The 12691-nt window shown below is 65.4% G+C and carries 12 protein-coding genes; all 12 read left to right on the plus strand.

What is annotated here, in order from left to right; all coding sequences use genetic code 11:
* Positions 1-32 precede the first annotated feature (32 nt).
* Positions 33-455: an OB-fold domain-containing protein gene (locus tag RUH75_RS07195; RefSeq protein ID WP_313803671.1), complete on the plus strand. Its 423-nt coding sequence runs from the start codon at positions 33-35 to the stop codon at positions 453-455.
* Positions 452-1600, plus strand: a complete 1149-nt coding sequence (locus RUH75_RS07200; RefSeq protein ID WP_313803672.1) for a thiolase family protein — start codon at positions 452-454, stop codon at positions 1598-1600. Before RUH75_RS07195 ends, RUH75_RS07200 begins: the two co-directional genes overlap by 4 nt.
* Before the next feature lie 5 nt (positions 1601-1605).
* Positions 1606-2784, plus strand: coding sequence for an acyl-CoA dehydrogenase family protein (locus RUH75_RS07205; RefSeq protein WP_313803674.1), 1179 nt, complete (start codon positions 1606-1608; stop codon positions 2782-2784).
* Positions 2785-2803: 19 nt separating this feature from the next.
* Positions 2804-3979: an acetyl-CoA C-acetyltransferase gene (locus tag RUH75_RS07210; protein WP_313803677.1), complete on the plus strand. Its 1176-nt coding sequence runs from the start codon at positions 2804-2806 to the stop codon at positions 3977-3979.
* A 2-nt stretch (positions 3980-3981) separates the two neighbouring features.
* On the plus strand, positions 3982-4977 hold the full coding sequence (locus tag RUH75_RS07215) for an acyl-CoA dehydrogenase family protein (protein ID WP_313803679.1): 996 nt from the start codon (positions 3982-3984) through the stop codon (positions 4975-4977).
* A gap of 191 nt (positions 4978-5168) precedes the next feature.
* A complete protein-coding gene (locus tag RUH75_RS07220; protein WP_313803682.1) occupies positions 5169-5873 on the plus strand; it encodes a carboxymuconolactone decarboxylase family protein in 705 nt (234 codons plus the stop codon).
* A 47-nt stretch (positions 5874-5920) separates the two neighbouring features.
* Positions 5921-6718, plus strand: coding sequence for an enoyl-CoA hydratase/isomerase family protein (locus RUH75_RS07225; protein WP_313803685.1), 798 nt, complete (start codon positions 5921-5923; stop codon positions 6716-6718).
* Between the two features lie 3 nt (positions 6719-6721).
* Positions 6722-7057, plus strand: coding sequence for an EthD family reductase (locus RUH75_RS07230; RefSeq protein ID WP_313803688.1), 336 nt, complete (start codon positions 6722-6724; stop codon positions 7055-7057).
* Complete coding sequence (locus RUH75_RS07235; RefSeq protein WP_313803691.1) at positions 7054-7848, plus strand: SDR family oxidoreductase; 795 nt, start codon at positions 7054-7056, stop codon at positions 7846-7848. The genes RUH75_RS07230 and RUH75_RS07235 overlap by 4 nt, the downstream gene beginning before the upstream one ends.
* Entirely contained in the window at positions 7826-9580 is a 1755-nt protein-coding gene (locus RUH75_RS07240) for a class I adenylate-forming enzyme family protein (RefSeq protein WP_313803694.1), read from the plus strand. The genes RUH75_RS07235 and RUH75_RS07240 overlap by 23 nt, the downstream gene beginning before the upstream one ends.
* Entirely contained in the window at positions 9577-11646 is a 2070-nt protein-coding gene (locus tag RUH75_RS07245; protein ID WP_313803697.1) for a 3-hydroxyacyl-CoA dehydrogenase NAD-binding domain-containing protein, read from the plus strand. Before RUH75_RS07240 ends, RUH75_RS07245 begins: the two co-directional genes overlap by 4 nt.
* The gene (locus tag RUH75_RS07250) at positions 11643-12674 is read left to right on the plus strand and encodes an NADP-dependent oxidoreductase (RefSeq protein ID WP_313803700.1); all 1032 of its coding nucleotides are present in this window, start codon (positions 11643-11645) and stop codon (positions 12672-12674) included. Before RUH75_RS07245 ends, RUH75_RS07250 begins: the two co-directional genes overlap by 4 nt.
* Positions 12675-12691 lie beyond the last annotated feature (17 nt).

Consider the following 12691-nt stretch of genomic DNA (forward strand, 5'->3'; position numbering starts at 1 on the left):
CGAACGCTAGAAGGTCGGGCAGGAGAGATTCCATGCCCGACATGCTTGCACCACCTATCGCCACCGATCTGTTGTCCATAGTCGCCGGCGACCTTCGCCTCATCGCGTCCCGCGAGCGCGCCACCGGAAGGATTGTCTTTCCGCCGCGTCCCGCAACCGAGAGCCGCTTCGAGCGCGTCGTCCTGCCGGCGGAAGGCCGGCTCTGGTCCTGGACCGTCCAGCGCTTTCGTCCCAAATCTCCGCCCTATGCCGGACCGGAAGCGTTCGAGCCTTATGCGGTGGGTTATGTCGAGCTGGATGGGGCGCTGATCGTCGAAACCCGGCTGGCCCATGTCGATTTTGCAGCGCTGCGCATCGGCATGCCTATGCGGCTGGTGCCGCTGCCTTTCACGCTGGAGAGCGGCGAGGTCCGCACCAGCTTCGCCTTCGCACCCATTGAAGGAGCGCAACCATGAGCGAGGACGTCTTCATCGTTGGCGCGGGCATTCACCGGTTCGGCCGGACGCCGGGGCTGAGCGGCCTTCAGCAGGGGGTTTACGCCGTCCGTCAGGCGCTCGAGCGCACCGGCCTCACCTGGCCGGACGTCGGCTTTGCTTTTGGAGGATCGGATTCGGCGGGCAATGCCGACACGATGGTGTCCGAACTGGGGCTTACCGGTCTGCCTTTCGTCAATGTCGCCAACGGATGCGCAACCGGCGGATCGGCGCTGTTCGGCGCCTACAGCACGATCAAGTCGGGTGAATTCGATCTCGGCATCGCGGTCGGCTTTGACAAGCATCCGCGCGGTTCCTTTTCGCCGCTGCCCGCCGATTGGGGCCTCCCGGACTGGTATGGCGAGACGGGGCTGATGCTCACCACCCAGTTCTTCGCGATGAAAATCCAGCGCTACATGGCGAATTTCGGCATCACCGCGCGGATGCTGGGTGCGGTGGCGGAGAAGGCGTTCGCCAACGGTGTGCTGGCCGATCATGCCTGGCGGCGCGAGGCCGTTGATATCGAGACGATCCTGACATCGCAGATGGTCAGCGATCCTCTGACCAAGTTCATGTTCTGCTCGCCGGCCGAAGGTGCTGTGGCGCTGGTGTTGGCGAGCGGCAGGAAGACACGCGAGTTGGGCCTGCCCGCCGTCAGGCTGCGCGCGGCTGCCGTACGCACGCGGCCGCCCGGCTCCTTCGAGGTCTTCTCGCCCGCGCTTGACATCGCGCGGGGCGGATCACCGACCACGGTTGCATCGAAGGCTGCCTATGAGATGGCGGGGGTCGACCCTGAGGATATCGACATCGCCCAGCTTCAGGATACGGAGGCCGGCGCCGAGATCATGCACATGGCCGAGAACGGGTTCTGCGCGGACGGTGAGCAGGCCGCGTGGATCGCCGAGGGGCGCACCGGGATCGGCGGCGCATTGCCCGTCAACACGGATGGCGGATGTCTTGCCTGCGGCGAGCCGATCGGCGCTTCCGGCCTGCGTCAGGTCTATGAGAATTATGTCCAGCTGACCGGCCAGGCAGGCGCCCGGCAGGTCCCCGGCAGGTTGCGTCTGGGCTATAGCCATGTCTATGGCGCGCCCGGCGTCTCGGCCGTCGCGATCGTGGAGCGCTAAGCCCCATGGACCTGGCCCTCGATGCAGCCCAGCGCGCCTTTCGCGACGAGGTCCGCGCCTTTCTTGATCAGTCCCTGTCGCCGGAGCTGCGGCGGGGGGCGGCTCTTACCTCGGGCGTCTTTGCCGACCCGGACATTGCGCGCCAATGGCAGGCGATTCTCGAAACCCAAGGGTGGCTGGTCTATCATTGGCCCGTGGCGGCCGGCGGACCAGGCTGGACGCCGATCCAGCGCTGGATATTCGAGAAGGAATGCGCCGAGGCAGGAGCGCCGATCCTGCCCGGCATGGGTCTGAAGCTGGTCGGCCCGGTCCTGTATAGCTTCGGGAACGACGCGCAGAAGGCGCATTATCTTCCGCGCCTGCGCAGCGGCGAGCATATCTGGGCGCAGGGCTTCTCGGAGCCCGGCTCCGGCTCCGATCTCGCGAGCCTGCGCACCCGCGCGGTGCGCGAGGGCGACCATTATATTGTCTCGGGCCACAAGATATGGACGACCCAGGCCCAGTTCGCCAACCGTCTGTTCGCGCTGGTCCGCACCGATCCCGATGTGAAGCCGCAGCAGGGCATCAGTTTCCTGCTGATCGACATGGCCGCGCCGGGCGTGACGGTGAAGCCGATCCTGAGCGCATCCGGCGATCATGAGCTTAATGAGGTTTTCCTCGATGAGGTGCGCGTGCCCGTGTCGGATCGCATCGGGGAAGAAGGGCAGGGCTGGTCCATCGCCAAGTTCCTGTTGGAGAATGAGCGCGGCGGTTCCTGCTTCGCGCCGCAGTTGCTGGCCGATCTCAAACGCCTGCGTTCGGCCTATGGTCCGCTTCGGGGTGAGCTGGCGGACCGCGGGACCCGTCTCCAGCTTGAGGCGGAAGCGCTGGAGATGACCGAACTGCGCACGCTGATCGAGATCGAGGCGGGTGCCGCGCCCGGTTTCCGCAGCCTGATCACCAAGCTGATCGCATCCGAAATCCGGCAAGGCATCGAGGCGCTGTCGGTCGATGTCTTTGGTCTTGCCGGACTCCAGCTTCCGGAGCAGCGCCCCTTTTATGGCGCAGATGTCCCGTCACCGGTCGGTTCGGCCGAAGCGCAGGCCGCCGCCGCCCGCTACCTCAATGCCCGAGCGTGGTCGATCTTCGGCGGGACCAGCGAAATCCAGCTCACCATCATCGCCAAGGCCGCGCTCGGCCTTTGAAAAGACAAAGGAAAGACCCATGCCTGAAGCCTATATCGTCTCCGCCCGTCGCACCGCCGGCGGCCGCCGTAACGGCCGCCTGGCCGGCTGGCACCCCGCCGATCTGGGCGCGGCGGTGCTCGATGCGCTGGTCGCCGATGCCGGGGTTGATCCGGCCGCCGTCGACGATGTCATCATCGGCTGCGTCAGCCAGATCGGCGAACAATGCTTCGCGTTCGGCCGCAACATCGTCCTGGCGTCCAGCCTGCCGGACAGCGTGCCGGCGGTAACGATCGACCGCCAGTGCGGCTCCTCCCAGCAGGCGTTGCACTTCGCCGCGCAGGCGGTGATGTCGGGCATGCAGGATATCGTGATCGCCGGGGGCGTGGAAAGCATGAGCCGCGTGCCGATGGGATCACCGATCAACGCGGCCAAGGCCTTTGACATCGGCGCCGATCCCTTCGCTGAATCGATCAAGAAGCGTTACGGCGTGCCCTATTTCAATCAATTCGTTGGCGCGCAGATGATCGCCGACAAATATGGCTTCACGCGCGAGGAGCATGACAGATTCGCGCTCGCGAGCCACCAGAAGGCAGGCGCGGCGATCGAGGCCAGCGCTTTCGCAAAGGAGATCGTGCCGTTGTCGGTGGTGACGCCGGATGGTGACACGCTGGTCCATGATCGCGACGAGGGCGTTCGCGCCGATGCGTCGCTTGAATCGATCGGCGCCGTCAAACTGCTGACCGAAAATGGTACGCTGAGTGCTGCCTCCGCCAGCCAGATCTGCGACGGCGCCAGCGGTGTGTTGGTCGCGTCCGAAGCGGCGGTGAAGGCGCATGGGCTGACGCCGCTTGCCCGTATCGTCAACCTTGCCGTCACGGCGGGCGATCCGGTCATCATGCTGGAGGAACCGATCCCGGCGACGCGCCGTGTTCTGGAACGGGCTGGCCTGTCGATGAACGACATCGGCCTGTTCGAGGTGAACGAGGCATTCGCGTCGATCCCGATGGCCTGGGCCAAGGCGCTCGATGCCGATCCCGCGAAGCTCAACGTCAATGGCGGTGCGATCGCGCTGGGCCATCCGCTCGGCGCCACCGGCACGAAGCTCATGGCGACGCTGATCCATGCGCTCAGGGCGCGGGGGCAGCGCTATGGCCTGCAAACCATGTGCGAGGGCGGCGGCATCGCCAATGCCTCGATCATCGAGGTGTTCTGACGATGGATCTGGCGCCCCGTGAGGAGCAGGCGATGGCGCAGGAAACCGTGCAGCGGTTCCTTGCCGATCGGTATGACGCCGGCAGCATGGCCAGGGCCCCGATGTCGCTTGATGACTGGCGTGCGCTGGGCGAACTGGGCCTGTTCGCCTTTCTGCTGCCTGAGCGGCTCGGCGGCATGGGCGGTGGCGCGGCGGACGTGATGTTCGTCGCCGAGGCCTTCGGGCGAAGCCTCGCCATCACGCCGCTTGCCGAAGGCGTTCTCCTTGCCGGCGAATTGATCGCGCGGGGTGGCACGGATGCTCAGGTCGCGCGCTGGGCCGGGCGGCTTGCGCAGGGCGAAGCGATCCTTGGCTTCGCGCGGGGCGGCACCATAGAGGCGGGCCGCGTTTCGGGGCATCCCGGCCTGATCCGCGACGGCATGGCGGCGGCTGCCTTCATCGTCGCGCTGGACAGGGGCGGCGTGGCACTCGTCGCGGCCGAAGCGCCCGGCGTGCTCCGCCGGCCCGTGCGGCTGGTGGATGGCAGCATCGCGGCCGAAATTTCGCTGGACGGCACGCCGGCAGAGCTGCTCGACCTTTTGCCGGGCGATTTCGATGCGGCCATCGCGCTGGCGGAACTGGCGATCGTTGCCGAGCTTGTCGGCGCGATGGATAGCCTGCTCGACCAGACCGTCGATTATGTGAAGCAACGCCAGCAGTTCGGCAAGGCGATCGGCAGCTTCCAGGTCATCCAGCATCGCTGCGCCCGGCTCTACGTCATGCTCGAGCAAGCGCGCTCGATGCTGCTGAAGGCGGCGCTGGATGAGTGCGTGGCCGTGACGGCTGCCAAAGCCTATGTCTGCGATGCTGCGCTTCGGCTGGCCGAGGATGCCGTGCAACTTCACGGCGGCATGGGCGTCACTGACGAACTTGCTGTCGGGCGAGGACTACGCCGCGTCCTGTTGCTGTCGAGCCTGTTTGGTGGCGGCCGTGCGGCTCGTGAGGCGCTCGCCGCCTGATTGGGTCGTGAATCGAACAGCGAGCGGCTAAAACGCCCGTAGCGATCATGAAGCCGCCGTCATTTCGCGGCGGTCGACGTTATGATTGAAATATTCGACCGATCGGTTGGCTGTCAAACTGGTCAGGAAGAAATTTTTAAGTTGACGCCCGACCAGTCGGTCGAGCATTTTGCCGGGCAGGAGAGAACCTCATGACAACAAGCCCGCTCATGGATATCGCACTGCTGAAAGGCCATGCACCCTACACGCTGGCGGGGTTCGCGGCGTTTCGGTCGGTCATCGATTCGGACGGCGCAGTCCCCGCGAAACTGAAGGCGCTGTTTGCCGCGGTAGCGGCCGTCGACCGCCGCCATCTGGACCTGGCTCGTCGCGAGATGGCGCGTGGCGTCGCGCTGGGCCTTGCGCCCAAGGAGGCGACGGCGGGCCTGATCGTGCTCACCAGTCTGCGCGGGGAAGCGGCGGCGGCGGATTTCGCGGCGATCCTGTCGGATTGCTTCGACGATCTCGAGGAGCCCGAGGCGAAACCGCTGCCGGTCGCTGGCGAAGGGGAGGCGGCGGCCAATTTCACCGCCTATTTCGGCACCATTCCCGCGCCGTTGCAGCAATTGCTGCGGCTCAGCCCCAAGGCGGCCGACGGTTATTATCTGATGCGGCGCGGCAGCATCGATGCCAATCCGCTATCCCCCAAACATGGCGAACTGTTGCTGCTCACCATCCTTGCGGCAGGATATAGTCCGATGGCGGCCACGCATGTGCGCGGCGCCCGCAATGCGGGGGCGACTGACGAGGAAATCGCCGAGGCTGTGCTTTGCGCGGTTCCCGCCGCGGGGATCGCCGCCTGGATGGCGGTGGGAGGCATGCTCGCGCCTCCGGAGGAGGGCGGCATCGCCCGTTGACCGGACGCAACCATTTTTACCGACACATTTTACCAAGGAGAGAATCAGTGGAACTCGAAAAGGACGTCATTCAATATGAAGTGGCAGATAATGGCATCTGCACCATCTGGCTCAACCGCCCGCATGTGAAGAATTGCGTCAGTCCTCAGCTTCTGCGCGACCTGGAAGTGGCGGTCGATCGCGCGGCCGAGGATGACAAGGTGCTGGCGGTCGTGTTCCGCGGCCGTGGCAATACCTTCTGTGCCGGCGCTGACCTTGGGCAACTCGTCGGCCCGGTGCTGCATGAAACCAGCACGTCGCTCCAGCTCGCCATCGACTCGGCCCGTACCTATGACAAGATTTACAATATGAAGAAGCCGACCATCGCCTGCGTCGAGGGTTATGCGGTTGCCGGCGGGTTCGAGCTGTTCATCTCCTGCGACTTCGGGATCGCGGCATCGGACGCGAAGATCGGCGATTTTCACATCCGCCGCGCGCTGTTCGGCGGCGCCGGTCCGATCTATCGCCTGCCGCGCTATATCGGCATGCGCAAGTCGAAGGAACTGATGCTGACCGGCAAGCTGCTTTCGGGCGATGAATGCGTCGAATGGGGTCTGTGCAACGCCTCGGCGCCCAGCGACCAGCTCGAACAGTTGATCCAGGACTTCTGCGCGCCGCTGATCGACAAGAGCCCGTTCTGCATGTGGATGACCAAGATGGCGGTCAACCGCGGCATGGACGCCGACACCAATTCGCTGATCACGCTGGAAACGATGACCTGCAACGTGGTCCATCATTCGGCCGATGCGAAGGAAGGCGTCGCCGCGTTCCTTGAGAAGCGCCAGCCGGTCTGGACGGGCAAATAGGCCATGGCGGTCAGCATGGTCATCCTGGCCAGCCGGCCAAAGGACTGGACGCACGAGCAGTTCACCCTCTGGTGGCGTGGCCCGCACGCCGACGCCGCCAGGGTTCTGCCTGGGCTGATAGCCTATCGGCACGGCGCGGTGACGAAGGATTACGACAATCCGGAAGCGCCGGGCTGGGACGGCCATGCCGTACTGACTTTCGCTGACCAGGCCGGGCTTGACGCCGCCTTCGCATCGCCCGAGTGGAAGGCGGCCACCGCCCAGACCAAGGGCATGGGCGGACGGCGGATCATCCTCATCACCGACGAGGTGGATTTGCTGGCTGGGGAGGGGAAATGACGGATCTCGTTCCCGGCTTTGCGGCGGGCCAGTTCCGGCTTGACGGCAAATGCGCCCTGATCACCGGGGGGCGCGGCGCGCTGGCCGAGGCGATGGCGGCGACGCTGGCTGATCTCGGCTGCGCGGTGGCGCTCGCCTCGCGCACTGAGGCGGATTGCGTCTCCATCGCTGCCGCCATCTCCGGGCGCTTCGGTGTACCGGCCATCGGGCTCGCCTGCGATATCGCGGACGAAACCTCTGTGGAGGCCGCGATCGCGACGGTGGTTGAGCGGCTGGGCGGCCTCGACATCCTGGTCAACAATGCCGGTGCTTCCTGGTGGGGCCTGCCGCAGGACATCCCGCTCAAGGGCTGGCAGAAGGTGATGGACGTCAATGTCACCGGCACTTTCCTCGCCTGCCGTCATGTGGCCCGCCACATGATCGCGAAGGGTGGCGGTGCGATCGTCAACATCGCCTCGGTCGGCGCCTTCCTTTCCTACCAGCCGGATGCCGGGCAGGTGGTTCCCTACACCACCAGCAAGGCGGCAATCGTGCATCTGACAAGCGATCTCGCTGCCCAATGGGCGGGTCACGGCATCCGCGTGAATGCGATTGCGCCGGGCTCGATCGAAACCGGCATGACCGAGACGCTCGACGCCGTCACGCAGGAAAAGACCCGCGCCGGCATCCTGCTGCGTCGTTTCGGGCGGCCGGAGGAAGTGGCGGGCACATTGGCGCTGCTTGCTTCAGATGCGGGCAGTTTCATTACCGGGCAGACTTTTCTTGTCGATGGAGGGCAGTCCATTGCCTGACGACATCGGACATCCGCCGCTCGAATGGGGGCGGGAGCGGCTCTGGCCGCAGTTCGACGCGCTGGCCGACAGCGATCCCGAAGCGCTGGCGCTGGTCGATTGCCAGGATCGGCTGTGGAGCCGGGGCAAGCTCCATGCGCTAGCGCTGGAGATTGCCGGATCGCTGTCCGCGGCAGGCGTCGGTGCAGGCTCGCGCGTCTTGGTCGCCGCGCACAAGACCCCTGCGACAATCGCAGCCGCGCTGGCCGTGTCGTCGCTGGAGGCTGTCTTCTGCCCTATCTCGCCCAAGCTTGGCGCGGGCGATCTCGCGCTGCTGGAATCGCGTCTCGGCCATGCCGCCAAGGTCGTGCCATCGGACGGCGACGGCGCGGAGGTCATACCGGCGGATGGAACCCGCTCGGCCGACCCGCGCGACAGGGAAACCGTGCTGATCGGCTTCACCTCCGGCAGCACCGGCGTGCCCAAGGGGGTGATGCAGGGCGCGGGCGCGCTCAATTATGCGACCCGTGCCTGCGCCGCCATCGCTGGCCTTCAGCCCGACGATGCCATCCTTGGCATCGTGCCGTTGGACAGCGCGCCGGGCTTCACCTTCACGGCTCATTTCGCGCTTTCCCTGGGGCATCCGTTGGTGCTGGTCGATCCGTGGGTGCCGGTCGAGGCATTGAAGCGGGCCGAACGCTACCATTGCGGCTGGGCGATCGCGGTGCCGACCCACCTCTTCACCATGGTGGAGGCGGCCCGTCTTGGCGAATGGAGCGGCCGGTTGCCGCTGCGCGCCATGGCGGTCGGGGGCAGCGCCATGACCGCCGAACTGATCGCCGACGCTGATCGTCTGCTCGGCCTCAAGGCGCTGCGCATGTTCGGCATGTCGGAGTGCATGGGCCATGCCTCGACCCGGCCCGGCCATTCGCTGGAGCGGCGCCAGATTTTCGACGGCATGCCTTTTCCGGGCACCGAGGAGGAAGCCTTCGATCCTGCTCTCACGCCTCTTCCGCGTGGGTCGCGGGGGCAGGCCGGAGTGCGCGGCCCCTCCCTGTTCCTTGGCTATGCCGAGGGACTGGGCGCGGGGCAGGAGCGCATGACGCCCGACGGCTTCTACCTGACCGGCGATGAGATCGTGCGCGATGAGGCGGGGTTCATCCGCGTGGTCGGCCGGATCAAGGATCAGATCATCCGCGGCGGCTTCAACATCGATCCTGCCGAGGTCGAGGCGGCGCTGCTGCGCCATCCGGCGGTTGCCGAAGTGGCGGTGGTGGCGGTGCCTGAGCGCAAGCTCGGCGAGCAGGCCTGCGCGGTCTGCCGGCTGCGGCCCGGCGAGGGCGTGATCGATCTGGCGGCGCTGCTGGACCACATGGCGGACCAGGGTGTGTCCCGCAAGAAATGGCCCGAGCATCTCGTGCTGGTCGAGACGATGCAGGTCACGGCAACCGGCAAACTCGACAAGAAGGCGATGGCCGTGATCGCGGCCGACGAGATCGGTCGCCGCCGCGCGGCCATCGCCGTGTCGCGCCCGCCGATGTTCGGCCGCCGGCAGTTCCTCGTTGGCGGGAGGCTGCTGGAACGTCAGGAGCGCCTGCTCGATGATGCCCACGCGCGCGGCCATCGCCGCTGCCTAGAGCGTTTTCCAAGCAGTGGAGCACCTGCTGACTCGGAAACCGCGGACAAACAAAAGACAAGAGCAGTCGAGCCGATGCAATCGGATCGGAATCTGCTCCAGGAGACAGACAAGTGACCCAGTTGGTAGCCAGCGCCGTGATTGACGGCGTTGCCATCATCACGCTCGACAATCCCCCGGTCAACGCGTTGGCGGCGCCGTTGCGCGCCGCCGTACTCGCCGCGATCGAGGAAGCTTTCGCGGATGCTGCCGTGCGGGTCATAGTGCTGATCTGCGCGGGCCGCACCTTCATTGCGGGCGCCGATATCACCGAATTGGGCAAGGCGTCGCAATCGCCAAGCTTCGCTCAACTGTTCGAGGCCATCGAGCAGGGGAGCAAGCCGGTGATTGCGGCGATCCACGGTACCGCGCTCGGCGGCGGCTTCGAGCTGGCGTTGGCATGCCACTACCGGGTCATTGCGGAAAATGCGAAAGTCGGCCTGCCGGAGGTCCATCTCGGCCTGTTGCCCGGCGCCGGGGGGACACAGCGGGTTCCAAGGATCGTCGGCGCGGAAGCCGCGCTGGAGATCATCACTTCTGGTCGCCAGATCCGGGCGAGCGACGCGCTTGCCCTGGGACTTGTCGACAAGCTTGTGCCCGCTGCCCAATTGCACGAGGCGGCGCACGCTTTTGCAAAAGTGATCGTCGCGGATGGCGGAGCATGTCCGAAGGTCCGCGATCGCGAAGACCGCATCGCGCAGGATCGCGACAGACCTCAGATATTCGAGGCTTTCACCAGCGCCAACACCCGCCGCTTCAAGGGCTTCGTTGCGCCCGGCGCCATTGTCGAGGCGGTGAAGGCAGCGGTGACGCTGCCGTTCGACGAGGGCATGGCACGCGAAGCGGAACTGTTCGCGCAACTGGTTGCTAGCCCTGAATCGGCGGCGCAACGCCATGTCTTTTTCGCTGAGCGCGAGGCTGGGCGGGTGCCGGATGTGCCTGCCGACACGCAGGCGATCGACATTCGCTCGGTGGGGGTGGTGGGTGCCGGTACCATGGGCGGTGGGATCACCATGAACTTCCTCAACGCGGGTATTCCGGTGACGCTGGTGGAGATGACGGAGGAAGCGCTCGATCGTGGCATCGGCGTGATCCGGGCGAATTACGAAGCGACGGCAAGGAAAGGCCGAATGACGGCCGTGCAGGTCGATCAACGCATGGGCCTCATCACGCCAGGCCTCGATCTCGGCGTGCTGGCTGATGTCGATCTGGTGATCGAAGCGGTTTATGAAAGCATGGACGTCAAGACCGGGATATTCGGCAAGCTGGACGCGATTGCCAAGCCGGGCGCGATCCTTGCATCCAATACCTCCTTTCTTGATCTCAACCGGATCGCCGCCGCCACCAGACGCCCGGAATGGGTCATCGGCCTGCATTTCTTCTCGCCGGCCAATGTCATGCGGCTGCTGGAGGTGGTGCGCGGTCCCGCGACGTCGAAACCGGTGGTCGCCACCGCGATGAAGCTCGCCAAACGGATCAACAAGGTCGCGGTGCTGAGCGGCATCTGCGATGGTTTCATCGCGAACCGCCTACTGGCCCCGCGCGGCACACAGGCCGAGGCGATGATGCTGGAAGGCACGCCGATCGCCGCTATCGATCGGGCGCTGACCGACTATGGTTTTGCCATGGGCCATTTCCAGATGATGGACCTGGTCGGCCTTGATGTGATCGGCCGCGACGCGACCGAGCGTAGCGTGATGGGCGACCTAGTGGCGGCTGGCCGCCTCGGCCAAAAGCGCGGCGCGGGCTATTATGACTATGATGATAAACGCCGCTCCCATCCGTCCGAGGTGACGGCGCGACTGATCGCTGAGGTGGCGGCAGCAAGGGGCATCACGAACACCCCCACGGCCGGTGATGAGGCGCTGCTGGCGCGGCTCCTCTATCCGGTGGTGAATGAGGGCGCGAAGATTCTCGACGAAGGCATGGCGTTGCGCGCGTCCGACGTCGATGTCGCCGCGATCCTGGGCTATAACTGGCCGGTCTATCGGGGCGGGCCGCTATTCTGGGCCAATCAGGTCGGCCTGGGGAAGATCGTTGCCGGGATGCGGATGCTGGAAGCCGGGCATGGCGAGTCCTTCCGTCCCGCGCCGTTGCTTGTTCGCCTCGCTGAAAAGGGCCTGGGTTTCGGGGAAGAGGCGTGACCCTGAACCGCTCCTGGGTGCTGGCGCGCCGACCCGAGGGGGCGGTTGCCGTTTCCGATTTCGAATATCGCGAGGAATGGTTCATCGCGCCGGAACTGGCCGAGGGCGAAATACTGGTCAGGAGCCGCATCTTTTCTTGCGCGCCGACGATCCGTAACTGGTTGAACGCGCCGGGCCGCAGTTACCGAGGCTCGATCGGCATAGGTCAGCCGATCCGGGGCATGGCGGCCGTCGAGGTGCTGGCATCGCGGCATCCCCGCTTTTCCCAAGGTATACGGGTGACGGCTGTGGCGCCCTGGCAGGATCATGCCGTGCTGCGTCCCGACGAGGCGGCGGTGCCCGTGACCGCGATTCCCGATGGCATGGATACTGCCGATGCCATGACCCTCTATTCGCCCAACAGTCTGACCGCCTATTTCGGACTGTTCTCGGTTGGGGAGCCGAAACCGGGGCAGACCGTCCTGGTGTCGGGCGCGGCGGGATCGGTCGGCATGATGGTTTGCCAGATGGCGCGCATCGCGGGTTGTCGCGTGGTTGCTGTTGCGGGCGGCATGGAAAAATGCCGTTGGCTCGAACAGGCTTGCGGCGTGGCACGTGCGATCGACTATCGGTCAGCCGATGTGGCACGACAATTGAAGGCGGCCTGTCCCGAAGGCATCGATATTTTCTTCGACAATGTCGGGGGTCGGATCTTGCAGGATGCGATCGATCGGATGGTCCCGCATGGGCGGATTGTCCTTTGCGGTCAGATATCGGCCTATGACGCTGGCCGGCCTGCGGCCGGACCAGCGGACATGATGAAACTTGTTTATGGGCGCATCCGTATGGAAGGCTTCGTAGTCGGTGACTTTGCTGATCGTCATGAAGAGGCCATGGCAAATATCCGCGCATGGGCAGGCAGCGGCCGCCTGAGCTGTCGCGTGGATTTACGGGAGGGTTTCATGAAATTACCCTCGGCATTCGCTGATCTGTTTGCGGGACGGAACAAAGGTACGCTGCTGGTGAGCAATCCAGAAGAACGTCTTTGATGGCGGCAGGCGACCCC

The sequence above is a fragment of the Sphingobium sp. genome, assembly GCF_032153725.1.
Lineage (GTDB): Bacteria > Pseudomonadota > Alphaproteobacteria > Sphingomonadales > Sphingomonadaceae > Sphingobium.

Bases quoted from the DNA above. Each gene is read 5' to 3' on its own strand.
- RUH75_RS07195 (WP_313803671.1), top strand. From the start codon at position 33: ATGCCCGACATGCTTGCACCACCTATCGCCACCGATCTGTTGTCCATA.
- RUH75_RS07200 (WP_313803672.1), top strand. From the start codon at position 452: ATGAGCGAGGACGTCTTCATCGTTGGCGCGGGCATTCACCGGTTCGGC.
- RUH75_RS07205 (WP_313803674.1), top strand. From the start codon at position 1,606: ATGGACCTGGCCCTCGATGCAGCCCAGCGCGCCTTTCGCGACGAGGTC.
- RUH75_RS07210 (WP_313803677.1), top strand. From the start codon at position 2,804: ATGCCTGAAGCCTATATCGTCTCCGCCCGTCGCACCGCCGGCGGCCGC.
- RUH75_RS07215 (WP_313803679.1), top strand. From the start codon at position 3,982: ATGGATCTGGCGCCCCGTGAGGAGCAGGCGATGGCGCAGGAAACCGTG.
- RUH75_RS07220 (WP_313803682.1), top strand. From the start codon at position 5,169: ATGACAACAAGCCCGCTCATGGATATCGCACTGCTGAAAGGCCATGCA.
- RUH75_RS07230 (WP_313803688.1), top strand. From the start codon at position 6,722: ATGGCGGTCAGCATGGTCATCCTGGCCAGCCGGCCAAAGGACTGGACG.
- RUH75_RS07235 (WP_313803691.1), top strand. From the start codon at position 7,054: ATGACGGATCTCGTTCCCGGCTTTGCGGCGGGCCAGTTCCGGCTTGAC.
- RUH75_RS07240 (WP_313803694.1), top strand. From the start codon at position 7,826: ATGGAGGGCAGTCCATTGCCTGACGACATCGGACATCCGCCGCTCGAA.